Raw genomic sequence first — 15,799 nt, 5'->3', positions numbered from 1 at the left:
CTGCCGTGAGCCCGCACGCCCCGATCGCCATCCCCGCCGATGTCCGCAGCCGCCTGAAGGCGCTGCGGCTGTTGCCGCGGCGTGCGATTGGCGCGCAGGGCATCGGCCAGCATGCCAGCCGCAGCCGTGGCGCTGGTTTGGAATTCGCGCAGTACCGTGCCTACGAGCCCGGTGACGAACTGCGCCAGATCGACTGGAAGCTCTACGCCCGCTCGGACCGCTTCTTCGTGCGCGAGTCCGAGCGCGAAAGTCCGGTCACGATCTGGATCCTCATCGATGCCACGGCATCGGCCGGGCAGGCCGACCGTGCACGCCCCGCGGTGTCGCGGCTGGACCATGCCTGCGCCACCGCGGCCTGCATCGTGGAACTGGCGCTGCAGCAGGGGGACCGCTTCGGCCTGGTCGCCATCAACGGCGACGGCGTGCAGCTGGTGCCAGCCGGTAGTGGTGCGCGCCAGCGCGACCGCATCCACCTGCTGCTGCACCGCCTGCGTGCGCGTGGCGCATGGCCCGCTGCGGACGCACTGCGCCCGGTCTGGGAACGCGTACAGGCCAACGACATGCTGGTGGCGCTGGGGGATGGCTTCGACGACGCCGGCACCGTGCTGCTGGAGCGGTTGGCCGCCGCCCGCCGCGATGTGGTGCAACTGCAGATCCTGACCGCCGACGAGCGTGATTTCCCGTTCCAGGACGGCCACCGCTTTCGCGATCCGGAAACGGGTGAAGAGCTGCTGGGTGATGGCCGCGCGATCCGCGACGCGTACCTGGCCCGCTTCGCCGAGGCGCAGCGCGTGCTGCAGGCACGGTTGCAGCGCGGCGGCGTTGCCCATGTGGTGACCCATACCGACCAGCCGCTGGACGCGCCGCTGCGGCTGCTGGCGGGGAGCGCGCGATGAGCCTGTCGCTGCTGTTCCCGCTGGGCCTGCTGGCGTTGGCGTCACTGCTGGTGCCGTTGCTGATCCATCTGGCGCGCCGCCACCACTACGCGCCGCTGGAGTTCGCCGCGCTGCGCTGGCTGCGCGCGAAGGCCCGCCCGCGCCAGCGGATCCGCTTCGACGAATGGCCGCTGCTGCTGGTGCGCCTGTTGCTGCTTGCCGCGCTGGCCGTACTGCTGGCCCGGCCGCTGCTGCACGGCGCGCCGGTGCAGACGCCGGCATGGGTGGTGGTGGCACCGGGACTGAGCCCTCCTACATTGCCTGCAGGCAGCGAGGGTCGCTGGTTGGCGCCCGGATTCCCGCCGCTGCGGGATGCGGCGCCGGCCGGCCAGCAGCCGCTTTCAAGTCTGCTGCGCGAGCTGGATCAAACCCTGCCTGAGGGCACGGAACTAACGGTGTACGTCCCCGATCCCATGCGCGGGCTCGACGGCGAGCGGCCACGGTTGTCGCGTGCGGTGAACTGGCGGCCGGTTGCGATGCCGGTGGGCGCGCCGGTGCAGGACAGCGCGCCGCAGCTGCGCGTCAGCGGCAACGACCCGGAACCGTCCGAACGGGCTGTGCTCGATGCCCTGCAGCGCGCGTGGAGCGGGCAGCCGCTGTCAGCGCCGCTCGCCACCGATGCCGTGCCGGAACAAGGTCAGGTCGGCGTGTGGCTGGCCGATGCGCCACTGCCGCCCGCTTGGCAGGCCTGGGTGCACGATGGCGGCAGCGTGTTGGCTGTGTCGACCAAAGCGGCCACCGGTACCGGTACGACGGTGCTGCAGGATGCCAGCGGCAAGGCGGCGGTCATGCGCCATGCCCTCGGTCGCGGACAAGTGCTGCGCTTTACAGCCGCGCTGTCACCCGATGCACTGCCGATCCTGCGCGAACCGTCGTTCCCGCGCCGCCTGCTGGAGCAGGTGCGGCCGCTGCCGTCGCCGCAACTGGCGCCGGCTGCCGTACAGGCGCCGCTGACCGGTGCCAGCCCGCCGCTGGCACAGCCGCGTGATCTGGCGACCTGGCTGCTGGCGGTGATCGTGCTGCTGTTCGCCCTGGAGCGTTGGATGGCCACCGCACCGCGACGCGGGGCAAGCGCATGAACCGCGTCAATCAGGCATGGCAGCGCGCGCGTCGCCGGCGGTGGTGGATCACCGCATTGCTGCTGGTGCCACTGGCGCTGGCCCTTACCGCCATCGCCGCGCGCGTGGCGGGCATCAACATCGGCTCCATCATGCTGCTGGCAACCCTGCTGGTCGTCGCAGGTGCCGCAACCTGGCGCGCGCGGCGGCTGGACCAGCACTGGCTGGTGCGCCAGCTGGACACGCATGCCATCGCGCAGGACAGCGCCGATCTGCTGTTCACCGATACCGCCGCACTCAATCCCCTGCAGCAACGCCAGCAGGCACGCGTCACCGCCGCGCTGCAGGCCGCGCCGCCGGACCTGCGCGCGGCCTGGCCGAAGCGCTGGCTGGCCGTGTCGTGGTGTGGCGGAATGCTGGTGGCCGTGCTCGCCGCAGGCTGGCCTGCACCGGGCGTACCGGTGCCGGGCCTTCCCGGCCGTGCCACGCCTCCCGCCAGCCCGGCCCAACCGCCCAGCCTGCAGTCCTCCCGGCTGCAGATCCAGGCACCGGCCTACACCGGCCAAGCCCTGCGCACCCAGACCGCACTGGACGCCAAGGTAGTGCAGGGCAGTGCACTGGACTGGTCGCTGCGTTTCAGCGCACAGCCCACGCAGGCCGGATTGCAGCTGCACGATGGCACCCGCATCGCGCTGCGCCGCGATGGTGAGGCGTGGGTGGCGCAGTGGAAGGCGGCCAGGCCCACGCTGTACCGCATCGTGACCGAGCCGGCGCTGACCGCACCCAAGCTGTATCGCCTGGATGTGGTGCCTGACCGCCCGCCGAGTGTTCGCGTGATCGCACCGGATCGCACCCTGGTCCTGGCCACGCCCGGCCAGCGCCAATGGAGCCTGCAGTTCGAGGCCAGCGATGACTTCGGCGTGGCGGCCAGCGCCGAACTGCACCTGACCCTGGCCCAGGGCAGCGGGGAAAACATCACCTTCCGTGAGCAGCGCATCGCGCTGAACGGCACCGGCCCGGCCACCCAGCGCCGCTTCGCGCGCACGCTGGACCTGGCTGCACTCGGCGCCGGCCCGGGCAACGATGTGATCGCGCAGCTGCAGGTGCGCGACAACCGCACGCCCACCGCGCAGACCGCGCAAAGCACCAGCCTGATCCTGCGCCTGCCCAGCGAAGAACAGGTGCTGGGCACGGATATGGAGGGCATGGTCAAGAAAACCCTGCCGGCGTACTTCCGCAGCCAGCGCCAGATCATCATCGACGCCGAAGCGTTGATCAAACTTCGCCGCCAGCTGCCCGCCGAGGAGTTCGTGAAGCGCTCCGATGCGATCGGCGTGGACCAGCGCATCCTGCGCCTGCGCTACGGGCAGTTCCTGGGTGAGGAGAGCGAAGGCGGCGCCAAGCCGCCGCCGACCAGTGACAGCCTGCCCACCAGCGATGTTCCGGCCGCTGATCACGATGAGGACCACGCGCACGACACCGCCAGTGCACAGGGCGGCCACGACGATCACGAGCACGGCGCAACCAGGGCCGACAGCGCCCCGGTCTTCGGCGCCGCCACCGACGTGCTCTCCGAGTACGGCCACACCCACGACCATGCCGAAGCAGCCACCCTGCTCGATCCGCAGACCCGCGCGATCCTGAAGGCCGCGCTGGACCAGATGTGGTCGTCGGAAGGTGAACTGCGCCAGGGCCGCCCCGAGCGCGCACTGCCGTTCGCCAACAAGGCACTGGCCTTCATCAAGCAGGTGCAGCAGGCCGAGCGCATCTATCTGGCCCGGGTCGGGCCCGAGCTGCCGCCCATCGACGAAGGCCGCCGCATGACTGGCGACCGCACGGATCTGGGCAGCCGCTCCTCCACCATTACCCCCGTGGACGCACCCGATCCCGCCATCGTGGCGGTCTGGCAGCAGTTGGCCGACACCCGCAGCCCACCGGACCTCGACGCGCTGAGCCAGTGGCTGGGCCGCCATCAATCGCGACTGACCGACCCCCTCAGTCTTGCGGCGGCAGTCGAAGAACTGCGCCTCGCACCAGACTGTGCATCCTGCCGCACCACATTGCGCGCACAACTGTGGCGCGCGTTGCAGCGACCATTGCCGCAGTTGGAACGCCGCAGCGCACCGGACCCGATGGCGCAGCGCTACCTGGATGCCCTGGAGGGCGCGCGATGAGCATGGCCCCATGGATCGCCATCGCCCTGATCCTGATCACCATCGCAGGCAGCGTACGCATCCTCCGCGTAGGGCCACGCCGTGCGTGGCTGCCTTCACCCGGACCCGCCGCATTGCTCGCGTTGCAGGCCCTGTCCGCCCTGTTGCTCTACTTCACCCTCGTACCACCACAGCGCAGCGTGGAAGCGGGCCAGCTGACCGTACTGACCGGCAACGCCGCATCCGCAGGCGGCGTGCCCGCCGGTGCAACCGTGATTGCGCTCCCCGAGGCAACGCCCAATGCAGGCGCCGTACGCGCCCCCGACCTGGCCACCGCGCTGCGCCAGCATCCGGGCAGTACCTCGCTGCTGCTGGTCGGTGATGGACTGCGCGCGCGCGATCGCGATACCGCGTTGCCGCTGCGGGTAACCGTGCAGTCCCCTGCCGCGCCCCGCGGTTGGCTGGATCTCCAGCCGCCGTCGGTCACCGCACCCGGCGCGCTGTTCGAGGTTGCCGCCCGCGCCGGCGGTGTCGACGGGGCGCGCGCCGAACTGCTCGACCCGGCTGGCATGGTGGTGGACCGCGCACCGCTGGACGCGCAGGGCACCGTGCGCCTGCACGGCAGCGCACGCGCCGCAGGGCGCAGCGAGTTCACCCTGCGCCTGCTCGACGCGCAGCAGCACGTCGTTGACAGCCTTCCGGTGCCGCTGCAGACCGTGGCCGCCCCGCCACCGCGGGTGCTGATCCTCGCCGGCGCACCCGGCCCGGAACTGAAGTACCTGCGCCGCTGGGCCACCGATACCGGCCTGGCCGTGCAGGCCCAGGCCAGCGCCGGTGGTGGGGTGATGCTCGGCGATGCGCCGGTCGCCCTGAGCACGGCACGCCTGGCCGCCACCGACGTGCTGGTGCTCGACGAACGCAGCCTGGCGGCACTCGGCGCGGCGCAACGCACGCTGGTGCAGCAGGCACTGCGCGATGGGCTGGGCGTGGTGGTGCGCAGCAGCGGCCCGCTCAACGATGCCTCCCGGCAGACACTGCGCAATTGGGGCCTGCCGGTGAGCGCCGGCACCCGCGCAGCACCGCTGCAGCTGCCGGCCGATCCGGAGTCCGCACTGCTACAGGCACGGCGCGGCCCGCAGCGCCCCTCCACCGACAGCACCGCGTGGATGGACGAAGCCGACGCCGCATCACATAGCGCCACGCCGCCCGCGCTGGAGCGGTTCGACGCGGGGGTGACCGATTCGGATGCGTTGCTGCTCGACGCCAAGGGCAACGCCGTGGGCGGCTGGCGCAGCGTCGGTCGCGGCCGCATCGCCCTGCTCCCGGTTACCGACAGCTACCGGCTGGTCCTGTCCGGCCGCGACGACCGTTACGCCGAGCTGTGGTCGGGCGTGTTGTCCAAGGTCGCGCGCGCGCTGCCGGGTGCGCCTGCCATCCGCCTGCAGACAGCGACGCCCTGGTCGGGCGAGCGCGTGACCCTGTGCGAGGTACCCAACGGCACCCGCGTCCGCGACGCCGAAGGCCATACGGTCGCCCTGCAGGTCGATCCGGCCAGCGGCAGCCAGCAGTGCGCCGGCTACTGGCCGCAGCAGCCCGGGTGGCACCAGCTCCAGCACGGCGACACCGTGCAGGCGTTCTATGTATTCGACCCGGCCAGCGCGCAACCGCTGCACCGCCAGCAGCTGCGCGCCGCTACTGCGGATCGCCTGGCTGAATCCAATGCCGCCTCGAGCGGAACGCCCGACAGCGTGCCCGGCCCGCGCTGGCCGTGGCTCCTCGCCTTCATCGCCGTTGCCGGCCTGCTGTGGTGGCTGGAGCGTCGGCGTCCTTCGCCACCGGTGGCGTAGCGGCGCAGCAGCGGCTCAGTCCCCCGTCGGCACCGCGCAGCCCTGCTGCGGATCACAGAACTGCAGCGCGCGGCGCTGCTGGGCTGCATCCAGCCCCGGCGGCGGGCGCGCGATGGCGGACTGGATCGGGTCCGGGGCGCGGGTCAGGGTATGCAGCCCCTGGGCGGTTTTTGCGATGCCGTAGTTGATGCCCATCATCAAATAGCCGCCGCGCATGCCCACCTCCTCCAGCGAGGGGGGTTCGTGCCAGACGCGGTTGAACGCGTTGGGTTCGGGCTGCACCGGGGATTTGAAGCGGTACAGGTCCACTTGCACGTCGTCCTCGGGCTTGAGCGCGCGCACCTCGCCCAGCGTGGTGACGCGGGCGTCCGCGCTGTCGACGGGTTCGCCGCGATCCTGCTGGGCCTGGGCCCCGTTCGCCAGCAGCAGCCCGGCGATCATCGTCGTTGTTGCCATCCCTGTGCGTAATGCCACGTGTCGTCCTGTCAGCAGCGTCCAGCGCGCAGCATACGAAGACCGCCTTCAGATTTCGTTGCCCGTGCCCGACAGCAGCGCAGGCGCTGAATCATTCACCCGGCCGGCCGGCGATGTCTCAACCGCTGAGACGCGATTGTGCTTCCATGGCGTCCTTTGCAGACCGTTGTACCCATGGCCTACGAACTCGCCAAGCGCACCGAAGATGCCGAGCGCCGCCTCGCGACCACCGACGGGCTGCCCTCGCGCAACGGTGCCCTGCTCACCGCGCGGCTGCAGCAGCGCTACGCCGACCGCATCACCGGCAGTTTCACGATTCCCGGCCGCGAAGGCCGCTACGCGCCGATCCCGGCCGATGTGCCCGCCGCGCTGACCGCCGCGCTGAAGGCGCGGGGCATCGAGCAGCTGTACAGCCACCAGGCCGAAGCATGGGAGGCTACCCAGCGGGGCGAGCACGTGGCCATCGTCACCCCCACCGCCAGCGGCAAGTCGCTGTGCTACACCCTGCCGGTGGTCAGCGCCGCCATGCAGGGCAAGGCCAAGGCGCTGTACCTGTTCCCGACCAAGGCGTTGGCCCAGGACCAGGTGGCCGAACTGCTGGAGCTCAACCGCGCCGGCGACCTGGGGGTCAAGGCGTTCACGTTCGACGGCGACACCCCCGGTGACGCGCGCCAGGCCATCCGCCTGCACGGCGACATCGTGGTCTCCAATCCGGACATGCTGCACCAGGCCATCCTGCCGCATCACACCAAGTGGGCGCAGTTCTTCGAGAACCTGCGCTATGTGGTGATCGATGAGGTGCACACCTACCGGGGCGTGTTCGGCAGCCATGTCACCAACGTGCTGCGCCGGCTCAAGCGGATCTGCGCCTTCTACGGCGTGTCGCCGCAGTTCATCCTGTGCTCGGCCACCATCGGCAACCCGCAGGCGCATGCCGAAGCGCTGATCGAGGCACCGGTCACCGCCGTCACCGAATCCGGCGCGCCGACCGGGCCCAAGCACGTGCTGCTGTGGAACCCACCGGTGGTCAACGCCGACCTGGGGCTGCGTGCCTCGGCGCGCTCGCAGAGCAACCGCATCGCCCGCATCGCGATCAAATCCGGGCTGAAGACGCTGATCTTCGCGCAGAGCCGGTTGATGGTCGAAGTGCTCACCAAGTACCTGAAGGACATCTTCGACCACGACCCGCGCAAGCCGCCACGCATCCGCGCCTACCGCGGCGGCTACCTGCCCACCGAACGCCGCGAGACCGAACGCGCCATGCGCGCCGGCAACATCGACGGCATCGTCAGCACCTCGGCGCTGGAACTGGGCGTGGATATCGGCAGCCTGGACGTGGTGGTGCTCAACGGCTATCCCGGCAGCGTGGCCGCCACCTGGCAGCGCTTCGGCCGCGCCGGCCGACGCCAGCAGCCCGCCCTTGGCGTGCTGGTGGCCAGCTCGCAGCCGCTGGACCAGTACGTGGTGCGGCACCCGGACTTCTTCGCCGAGGCCTCGCCCGAACACGCGCGCACCGCCCCGGACCAGCCGTTGATCCTGTTCGACCACATCCGCTGTGCCGCCTTCGAGCTGCCGTTCCTGGCCGGCGACCCGTTCGGGCCGATCGACCCGCTGGTGTTCCTCGAAGCGCTGGCCGAAACCGAGGTGGTGCACCGCGAAGGCGACCGCTGGGAGTGGATCGCCGACAGCTACCCGGCCAACGCGGTGAGCCTGCGTTCGGTGGCCGACGGCAACTTCGTGGTGGTCGACCGCAGCGACGGCAAGCAGCAGATCATTGCCGAGGTGGATTACTCCGCCGCCGCGCTGACCCTGTACGAAGGCGCCATCCACATGGTGCAGTCCACCCCGTACCAGGTGGAGCGGCTGGACTGGGAAGGCCGCAAGGCCTACGTCACGCGCACCCACGTGGACTACTACACCGACAGCATCGACTTCACCAAGCTCAAGGTACTGGACCGCTTCGACGGCTGCATGGCCGGCCAGGGCGATTCGCACCACGGCGAAGTGCACGTGGTGCGGCGCGTGGCCGGCTACAAGAAGATCCGCTACTACACCCACGAAAACATCGGCTATGGGCCGGTCAACCTGCCCGACCAGGAACTGCACACCACCGCGGTGTGGTGGCAGCTGCCGCAGGGGCTGCTGCTGACCGCGTTCGATTCGAAACAGGAGGCACTGGATGGCTTCCTGGGCGCGGCCTACGCGCTGCACATCGTTGCCACGGTGGCGGTGATGGCCGATGCGCGCGACCTGCAGAAGGCGGTGGGCAATGGCGACGGCGCGTGGTTCGCGGTGGCCGACCAGAGCGGCCGTGGCCAGCTGCGTGGCGCCGAGTTCGATGCCAGCGCCATCGAACTGCAGCAGCAGTTCGTACCCACCGTGTACCTCTATGACAACTTCCCCGGCGGCGTGGGCTTGAGCGAGCCGCTGTGGCTGCGCCAGGCCGAGCTGCTGCAGCGCGCGCAGGAACTGGTGCAGCGCTGCGACTGCAAGGCCGGTTGCCCGGCCTGCGTGGGCCCGGTGCTGGCCGGCCAGGAAGACGATGCCACCACGCCCAAGGCGCTGGCGTTGAAGGTACTGGCGCTGTTTGACGAACAGGCGCTGCCACCTGCCAGCGCACGTGCGCAGCACGAGGCCGAGGTAGTGCCGTTTTGAGCCTGAGCCTGGACAAGCTGCGCCTGCTGCGGCGCCAGGCCGGTGATGCCACGCCGCGCCCGGCGGCGGCCGAGCCCGCTGCCGCGCCTGCACCCGCAGCGCCGGTGGCGGCCAACGATGCGCAGGCGCGCCGGCCCGCGCCGGATTCGGTGTTCGCCTGGGTGGAGCAGGAAATCCGCCACAAGCCGACCGGTGCGAGCGCCCCCGTGCCGGCACCACCACCGCTGCGCAGGCCCGATGTAGGTGGCCTGCACCGGCTGCTGGGGCTGCGTGATCGCGGTAAGGCGGCGGCACGACCGCGCGCGAGCGCACAGGATCGGCATGTGCCGGGTGAGGAGATCGCACCGGGCCTGTTCCTGATCGAATCGTTCCTGCCGCAGGCCATCCCGACCCAGCCGCTGTCGTTGGCCTTCGCAAAACGCGACGGCGAACAGGTGCAGCCGCAGGACCTGATGTTCTTCGATACCGAAACCACCGGCCTGGCCGGCGGCACCGGCACCCGCGCCTTCATGATCGGCGCGGCCGACTGGCACCGCGATGCCGCGCGCGGCGACGGCCTGCGCATCCGCCAGCTGCTGATGACCACCATGGCCGCCGAGACCGCGATGCTGGCCGAGTTCGCGCGCTGGCTGCAACCCACCACGGTGTTTTCCAGCTACAACGGCCGCTGCTACGACGCACCGCTGCTGAAGACCCGCTACCGGCTGGCCCGCCAGCGCTGCCCGATAACCCCCCTGGACCACGTGGACCTGCTGTTCCCCACCCGCCGCCGCTACCGCGGCACCTGGGAGAACTGCCGGCTGGCCACCATCGAGCGCCAGCTGCTGCAGATCGTGCGCGAAGACGACCTGCCCGGATCCGAAGCCCCCGCCGCGTGGCTGAACTACCTGCGCGGCGGCAGCGCGGTGAACCTGCGCCGGGTGGCCGAGCACAACCACCAGGACGTGGTGACGCTGTCGCTGCTGATGCAGCGGTTGGTTGCCGAGGAGCAGCGAGAGCGGGAAACGCTCGCGCTGCAGGGCTGAGCGGGTCGCTACAGATGTGTTTCGCCGACCCCCGCTGCCCCCGGAATGACCTGATGGCTGGCCAGGTGGACGAGGTGGTCGCCTGACGGTTCCACGGAAGTCACCAACTGGTCCATGCCGCTGTCGAACAGGACTTCGGCCTCCTCGGGAATGATCGACAGCTCGGCGATGTAGCGGCCAAGGATGCTGCGCATCGCAAAGATCCACCCATCGTCGTACGCCGGGTTGCGCGTCGTGGTGCTGGTGAAGGCCAGCTCACGGGTGACGATGCCATCGCCGTACAGATCTTCGATGCCTTCGAAAGGAACGACTTTTCTTCTTGTCGGCTCATGGAAATCGTGCGGCGCCAGTTGCGCCAGGCCGCTGGCAATGGCTTCGATGATCGGCTGCATGACGATGAAATCCGGATGCCGGGCATCTCTCTGCCGGAGCGCGCGGTTGATGGGCATGTACGCCGCAGCCGTGTACGCATGGATTGCGGCCGCTTGGCGTTCGGTGACATGCGGAACATCGTGGTGACGTGACGGGACTGCGCTCAGGTGCAACGGCAGTTCGGCGCGTGCGCGCGCCGAAAGATGCCCTGGAATCTGTACCGGTGGATCGTCGTACGCTGCCTTCAGCGATGAAAACCACGTTGCCGCCTCGGCAGCGAGGCTGTCCGGCACCATCAGGTACAACGTGCTCCATCGGGCCCTGGCTGCCAGCGCGGCAGCCGCGAAGAACTGCATGCGGAATACATCTTCGGCCGTTGCATTCCCGTCCGCTGGCCAGGCAAGGAACATGGCCGTGCCTGCGCCCAGGTGACCGGCGACCCGGTGCAGGGCCACGAACGCTTCGGGGATGGCCCGCAACGTATTGTCCAGATCGCCCACGTCCGGCTCCCAGACCAGCAGGTGGCCAAAGCGAGCGTTGGACTGCGTAAGCCGTTGGGATGCCCAGCACGGCAACGACGGACGGAAATCCCGCAGGCGGTAGTTCTCCTCCAGCGCGGCCACGGAGATGCCAAGCGTCTCCAGCTCGGCAATGAACGGGTTCTGTGCAGGTGTGTAGTCATGCGGTGCGCTTGAAATGGCAAGGAACTGCAGGTCGAGGTCCTGCGGCAGGGTCGCGATGCTTCCACTGCACAGCGTCAGCACGCGCGGATCGGTACCCGGGTGGTCAACGTAATGGGTGTCAATGTAGTTCATGGCGTTCCCCTGAGCGTGGTGCGCAGTTGGCGGGCGCGTTCCGCCATCGCGGCGAAATACCCGGTCTGGAGCAGATGCTTCAAGTGACCTTCGCTGAAGCGATCCATCCGCAGATGCGTGATCGCGGCGCGGCGGAATGCGTCCAGGTCCATGGACTGCAGTAACGCGGCGTCCTCCAGGTCACGCGCGTGAAGCGCGTAGGCGCTGATCCAGTCGTAGGGAACGACGAACCCCTTGGCATAGACTGCTGCAAGGAACTCTTCAAGTGCCGGGCTGACGTCCTGCCCGGCTTCACGACTTCGCAGCACGCTCGTCGCGTACTCGATGAAGCAGTCCAACTGCTCACGGGTGAGGTGAGGTTCCAATGTCATGGCGTACTCCTGCAACCCAGCGGCGCGGTGCGCCGTGGTGTATGTCAGTGGTACCCCCGCAGCCGCGATCCTAGCGCCGTAGGCCGGACGGCATTCTCACGCCGCCTTCATCCCACCTTCCCGTTGACATGCGGTGCAGCCGGACGCGTGCATGCTATGCGTTCACCCGCCTTCCTGGAGTCCGCCATGCGCCTGCCCCTGCTGTTGTTGATCGGCTGCGTACTGCCTCTCACCGCGTGCAGTACACCGCCGAAAAGCACTGAAGAATCCAAGGCAGTGGTCGATCCGGTTCCGCAGGTTGCGGATGGCGGCACCGTGAAATGCAATCCGGATGTGCTTGCGCAGTTCAATGGAAAGCGCGCTGACGAAGCGCTGGTCAAGCAGGCCGTTGCCAAGAGCGGGGCCAAGCATGTCCGCGTGGTGAAACCGGGCATGGCGGTCACGATGGATTTCCGCGAAGACCGGTTGACCATCAACGTCAACGACAAGAACGAGATCGAGCGCATCGGCTGCAGTTAAGCCCGCCTCCACCGTTCAACGTGTGTTGGACGGTGTGGGGCCGCGTCTAGCCACCCAGGGTGGCTCTACGTTGCGTTGATCGGCTGGTTCAGCGCAGACGCTGCGCGGTGCCGTCGGCCAGCGCTTTGTCGAACGCCTTGCGCACGTCGCGGGCGATCTGGGCCGAAGCGATGCTCTGCTGCTGCGCCAGGCCTGACTGCTGGCGGGCCAGTTCGGCCTGCTGGCGGGAAATCTCGGCAATCCGGCGGTGGTCCACCGCTGCCGCGGCGTCCGCCTTGGCGCGCTGCGCCGCGCGTTCGGCCAGTGCGGCATCGCCCTTGCGCGTACGCGCGGCATTGTTGGCCATTTCCGCCGCATCCATCGACTCCATCGCATCGCGGCTGGCGCGCATCGCCACCTCGGCAATGCGCTCGCCCAGCTCACCCTGCTGCTCGCCCAATGCGCCCATGCGGTCGCCCAGCGCGCCCTGCTGCTCGCCCAACCTGGCCACCTGCTGCTGCGCCTGGGACAGCGACTTCAGCAGCGCGGGATCGCGCACGAGGTAACGCTCGTTGCCGACGCGCACCCACAGCGCCGGGTCGCGACCCTGTACATCACGCTGTGCCTGCTTGAGGTCGGCCATCGAGGCATCGACGAAGTTGTCGCCGCCGCCCATCAGCACGAAGGCCTGGCGCGGCTGGTGCGAGAGGTCCAGACGACCGTGGGTGATGGTGGTGGTACTGGTGCTGGTGCTGCTGCTCACACTGTCCGGGTGCGGCGGCGGTGCGGGTGCGGCCGGGGGCGCCGGTGCACGCGGTGCAGTGACCGGGCGCGGTGCCGATGCCGGACGTGGCACCGCCGGGGCCGCTGGCGCGGCGACGGCCGCCGGCACAGCCGGTGCGGCCGGAACCGCAGGGGCAGCAGGGGCAGCGGGAGCGGTCAGCACCGGTGGTGCTGGCGGCGGGGGCGGAACCGCAGCCACCAACCGCATCGGCGCCACCCCGATCACCACGAACAGCGCGGTGATCGCCAGCGAGGCCACGCGCGGGAAACTGCCGGTCTGCTGCAGGGTCAGCAGGCGGCGCTTGAGGCTGCGGAAGTTGGGCGAGGCACTGGCCACGCCCACCGCCGGCCGCGGCGCCACGCCCAGCTGCACCAGCAGGCGGCCGTAGTCGTGGCGGCAATGCCCGTGCCCGGCCACCACCGCGCTGTCGCACGCCTCTTCCCGGGCCAGCGCGTATTCGCGCACGGCCACGTGCAGCAGCGGGTGGAAGAACAGCAGGTGCTGCGCCAGCGCGGGCAGCAGCCCGAACCACAGGTCGCGGCGCTGCAGGTGGACCAGCTCATGGGTCAGCGCCATGTCCAGGTCATCGGCGGCCATCGCCGGCAGTTCACGTGCGGGCAGCAGCAGCACCGGGTTCCACGGGCCGATCAGCTGCGGCGAACGGATCTGCGCGGACAGCTTCAGCTGTGGCGCGCGGGCAAGCCCATGCGCTTCGGCGGCCAGCTGCAGCGCCTGCTGCAGCCCGGCGTCGATGCAGGGCACCGCATGGCGGACCAGCGCGCGGCTCTGCCGGTAGGCACGCAGGCTGTGCACCACCATCAGCATCACGCCTGCCGCCCACAGCGCGAACACCACGCTCTGCCAGGACAGCGACGCAGCGGTCGGCGCGGCGGTCACGGTATCGATTGCCATCGGCGCCAGCGTCGTCGGCGCCTGCACCATCGGCTGGGCCACCAAGGTGGCGTTGTCGATGCCCGGGGCCGGCAGTACCGCCAGTTCGAGCGGGCTGCTCCAGACCAGACCCAGCACGGCCTGCAGGGCCACCAGCCACCACAGGCGGCAGCGCGTGGCGGCGGGCAGCCGCGGCAGCAGCCGGCACACGCCCCACACCAGTGCCACCAGCACGCCACTCTGCACGGAAGTCCAGACCAGGCGGGTCAGCAGTTCCATCATCAGGGTGTCCATGGCTCAGCCCTCCCGCTTGCGTGATTGCAGCTGTGCGACCAGCGCTTCCAGTTCGGCCAGTTCGCTGTCGCTGACCTCGGCCTTGTGCGACATGAAGGCGACGAAGGGCGACACCGAGCCCTGCAGCGTCTTTTCCACGAAACTCGCCACCGCGCCCTGCACCACGCTGTCCTGCTCGCCGGTGGCGGAGTAGCGGTACACGCCCTCGACCTGCTGGCGCTGGAGATACGCCTTGCCCCGCAGGCGCTCCATCATGGTCAGCACGGTGGAGCGGGCCAGGCCACGCTCCTCGCCGAAGCCGGCCGCCACTTCGCCGACGCTGGCGTCGTCCTGTTCCGCTATGTACTGCAGCAGGGCCAGTTCCTGGTCCCCGATGGTCTTGCCGCGCATGGCACACTCCGTTGACTACACGTGTCGTCACCATGCCCGTGACTACAGATGTCGTCAAGTGCCGGACGGCGGCGGCCGACGAACGGTAATGCGGAAGCCGCCGCGTCGCATGTCGTCCCCTTCGGCCTGCCTTTACCCCTTCGGGCCGCCCATGACTGGCAGGACCACCCCGCTGATGTAGCTGGCGGTGATCGGCGAGGCCAGGAACACATACGCCGGCGACAGTTCTTCCGGCTGTGCCGGCCGGCCCATGTCGCTGTGCTTGCCGAATTCGGCCACGTCCGGCGCCTGCTTGTCGGCCGGGTTGAGCGGGGTCCACACCGGGCCGGGGGCCACCGCGTTGACGCGGATGCCGCGCGGCAGCAACTGGCTGGCCAGCGCCTTGGTGAACGCATGGATGGCGCCCTTGGTGGACGAATAGTCGATCAGCGCCTTGCTGCCGAACAACCCGGTTTCCGAACCGGTGTTGATGATGCAGTCGCCCTCTTCCAGGTGCGGCAGTACCGCGCGCGCCATCTGGATGTAGCCGCCGATGTTGGTCTGCAGGGTTTCCTGCAGGTGTTCGTCTTCCAGGTCTTCCAGGCGTTCGCAGTGGAGCTGGAACGCGGCGTTGTTGACCAGGATGTCAATGCCGCCGAACGCCTTGGCTACCTGCTTGACAGCCTTGTTGCAGAATTTGGGATCACGCACGTCACCGGCGATCACCACGCAGCGGGTGCCTTCGGCGTCCACGTGCTGGCGGGTGACCTCAGCGTCGTCGTGTTCGTCCAGATGCAGGACGGCCACATCGGCGCCTTCGCGGGCGAACAGCACGGCCACCGCGCGGCCGATACCAGAATCGGCGCCGGTGATGATGGCGCGCTTGCCCTTGAGCTTGCCGCTGCCGACGTAATCCGGCGCCAGGAAGCGCGGCGCCAGATCCAGTTCGTGTTCGTTGCCCGGCTTGGCGATGTGCTGCGCCGGCATGGTTTCAGGCTGCTTGCGGCTGCCGGCCTGGGTGGCCTTCTTGGTAGCTTTCTTGCTGGCCTTCTTCGCCGCGGCGCGCGCGTCCTTGGCCTTTTCCTGGTCCTGAAGGCGGCGCTGGCGGGCGGCCACGCGCGCGGCGCGCGGATCGGTGGCGGCGGCCTTGCGGGTAGCGGTCTTCACCACGGGGGTGCGGGTGCGCGTTGCCTTGGGCTCGGCGGAGGTCGCGGCGGGGGTCGTACGTTTACGGGTTTTCTTGGCCGTGGCCATGGTC

General features: G+C 69.5%; 12 protein-coding genes and 1 pseudogene. 7 read left to right on the top strand and 6 right to left on the bottom strand.

Translation table 11 applies throughout. The features are described 5' to 3' along the window. Nucleotides 1–5 precede the first annotated feature (5 nt). Genes SOM39_RS10595 through SOM39_RS10580 form a run of 4 tightly spaced genes read left to right on the top strand, consistent with a single transcriptional unit; the run spans nucleotide 6 to nucleotide 5,993 of the window. A complete protein-coding gene (locus SOM39_RS10595; RefSeq protein WP_320458304.1) occupies nucleotides 6–896 on the top strand; it encodes a DUF58 domain-containing protein in 891 nt (296 codons plus the stop codon). Next, the gene (locus tag SOM39_RS10590) at nucleotides 893–2,014 is read left to right on the top strand and encodes a BatA domain-containing protein (RefSeq protein WP_320458303.1); all 1,122 of its coding nucleotides are present in this window, start codon (nucleotides 893–895) and stop codon (nucleotides 2,012–2,014) included. Before SOM39_RS10595 ends, SOM39_RS10590 begins: the two co-directional genes overlap by 4 nt. After that, the gene (locus SOM39_RS10585) at nucleotides 2,011–4,167 is read left to right on the top strand and encodes a hypothetical protein (protein ID WP_320458302.1); all 2,157 of its coding nucleotides are present in this window, start codon (nucleotides 2,011–2,013) and stop codon (nucleotides 4,165–4,167) included. Before SOM39_RS10590 ends, SOM39_RS10585 begins: the two co-directional genes overlap by 4 nt. Further along, a complete protein-coding gene (locus SOM39_RS10580; RefSeq protein WP_320458301.1) occupies nucleotides 4,164–5,993 on the top strand; it encodes a hypothetical protein in 1,830 nt (609 codons plus the stop codon). Before SOM39_RS10585 ends, SOM39_RS10580 begins: the two co-directional genes overlap by 4 nt. Nucleotides 5,994–6,008: 15 nt before the next feature. Here the strand turns inward: SOM39_RS10580 and SOM39_RS10575 are convergent, their stop codons facing one another. After that, nucleotides 6,009–6,434, bottom strand: coding sequence for a hypothetical protein (locus SOM39_RS10575; RefSeq protein WP_320458300.1), 426 nt, complete (start codon nucleotides 6,432–6,434; stop codon nucleotides 6,009–6,011). A 207-nt stretch (nucleotides 6,435–6,641) separates the two neighbouring features. On the opposite strand from SOM39_RS10575, the gene SOM39_RS10570 reads away from it, so the two are divergent. Together SOM39_RS10570 and SOM39_RS10565 are read left to right on the top strand one after the other, a co-directional pair. Next, on the top strand, nucleotides 6,642–9,122 hold the full coding sequence (locus tag SOM39_RS10570; protein WP_320458299.1) for a DEAD/DEAH box helicase: 2,481 nt from the start codon (nucleotides 6,642–6,644) through the stop codon (nucleotides 9,120–9,122). A gap of 200 nt (nucleotides 9,123–9,322) precedes the next feature. After that, nucleotides 9,323–10,147 (top strand): annotated as a pseudogene (locus tag SOM39_RS10565) (ribonuclease H-like domain-containing protein); the annotation flags it as partial. Between the two features lie 8 nt (nucleotides 10,148–10,155). Here SOM39_RS10565 and SOM39_RS10560 read toward each other — a convergent pair. Continuing rightward, complete coding sequence (locus SOM39_RS10560; RefSeq protein ID WP_320458297.1) at nucleotides 10,156–11,334, bottom strand: ADP-ribosyltransferase domain-containing protein; 1,179 nt, start codon at nucleotides 11,332–11,334, stop codon at nucleotides 10,156–10,158. Next, complete coding sequence (locus SOM39_RS10555; RefSeq protein ID WP_320458296.1) at nucleotides 11,331–11,705, bottom strand: DUF6508 domain-containing protein; 375 nt, start codon at nucleotides 11,703–11,705, stop codon at nucleotides 11,331–11,333. Before SOM39_RS10555 ends, SOM39_RS10560 begins: the two co-directional genes overlap by 4 nt. 186 nt (nucleotides 11,706–11,891) lie before the next feature. On the opposite strand from SOM39_RS10555, the gene SOM39_RS10550 reads away from it, so the two are divergent. Further along, nucleotides 11,892–12,224, top strand: coding sequence for an I78 family peptidase inhibitor (locus SOM39_RS10550; RefSeq protein ID WP_320458295.1), 333 nt, complete (start codon nucleotides 11,892–11,894; stop codon nucleotides 12,222–12,224). Nucleotides 12,225–12,312: 88 nt separating this feature from the next. Here the strand turns inward: SOM39_RS10550 and SOM39_RS10545 are convergent, their stop codons facing one another. The 3 genes from SOM39_RS10545 to SOM39_RS10535 form a co-directional block, all read right to left on the bottom strand. Continuing rightward, entirely contained in the window at nucleotides 12,313–14,172 is a 1,860-nt protein-coding gene (locus SOM39_RS10545; RefSeq protein ID WP_320458294.1) for a M56 family metallopeptidase, read from the bottom strand. A gap of 3 nt (nucleotides 14,173–14,175) precedes the next feature. Next, nucleotides 14,176–14,562, bottom strand: coding sequence for a BlaI/MecI/CopY family transcriptional regulator (locus SOM39_RS10540; RefSeq protein WP_093535329.1), 387 nt, complete (start codon nucleotides 14,560–14,562; stop codon nucleotides 14,176–14,178). 132 nt (nucleotides 14,563–14,694) lie between these two features. Further along, nucleotides 14,695–15,795 (bottom strand): SDR family oxidoreductase, encoded by a 1,101-nt coding sequence (locus tag SOM39_RS10535; RefSeq protein ID WP_320458293.1) that lies wholly within the window; start codon nucleotides 15,793–15,795, stop codon nucleotides 14,695–14,697. Nucleotides 15,796–15,799: the final 4 nt, after the last annotated feature.

The organism is Stenotrophomonas sp. CFBP8994 (assembly GCF_034044835.1).
Classification (GTDB): Bacteria; Pseudomonadota; Gammaproteobacteria; order Xanthomonadales; family Xanthomonadaceae; genus Stenotrophomonas; species Stenotrophomonas rhizophila_A.
Note: the sequence above shows the minus strand (reverse complement) of the source record. Positions and strands in the feature narration are given on the sequence as shown.

What these genes read in the sequence shown, in the direction of transcription:
- SOM39_RS10555 (WP_320458296.1), bottom strand. Translation starts at nt 11,705, where the DNA reads ATGACATTGGAACCTCACCTCACCCGTGAGCAGTTGGACTGCTTCATC.
- SOM39_RS10535 (WP_320458293.1), bottom strand. Translation starts at nt 15,795, where the DNA reads ATGGCCACGGCCAAGAAAACCCGTAAACGTACGACCCCCGCCGCGACC.
- SOM39_RS10540 (WP_093535329.1), bottom strand. Translation starts at nt 14,562, where the DNA reads ATGCGCGGCAAGACCATCGGGGACCAGGAACTGGCCCTGCTGCAGTAC.
- SOM39_RS10560 (WP_320458297.1), bottom strand. Translation starts at nt 11,334, where the DNA reads ATGAACTACATTGACACCCATTACGTTGACCACCCGGGTACCGATCCG.
- SOM39_RS10545 (WP_320458294.1), bottom strand. Translation starts at nt 14,172, where the DNA reads ATGGACACCCTGATGATGGAACTGCTGACCCGCCTGGTCTGGACTTCC.
- SOM39_RS10570 (WP_320458299.1), top strand. Translation starts at nt 6,642, where the DNA reads ATGGCCTACGAACTCGCCAAGCGCACCGAAGATGCCGAGCGCCGCCTC.
- SOM39_RS10575 (WP_320458300.1), bottom strand. Translation starts at nt 6,434, where the DNA reads ATGATCGCCGGGCTGCTGCTGGCGAACGGGGCCCAGGCCCAGCAGGAT.
- SOM39_RS10580 (WP_320458301.1), top strand. Translation starts at nt 4,164, where the DNA reads ATGAGCATGGCCCCATGGATCGCCATCGCCCTGATCCTGATCACCATC.
- SOM39_RS10590 (WP_320458303.1), top strand. Translation starts at nt 893, where the DNA reads ATGAGCCTGTCGCTGCTGTTCCCGCTGGGCCTGCTGGCGTTGGCGTCA.
- SOM39_RS10550 (WP_320458295.1), top strand. Translation starts at nt 11,892, where the DNA reads ATGCGCCTGCCCCTGCTGTTGTTGATCGGCTGCGTACTGCCTCTCACC.
- SOM39_RS10585 (WP_320458302.1), top strand. Translation starts at nt 2,011, where the DNA reads ATGAACCGCGTCAATCAGGCATGGCAGCGCGCGCGTCGCCGGCGGTGG.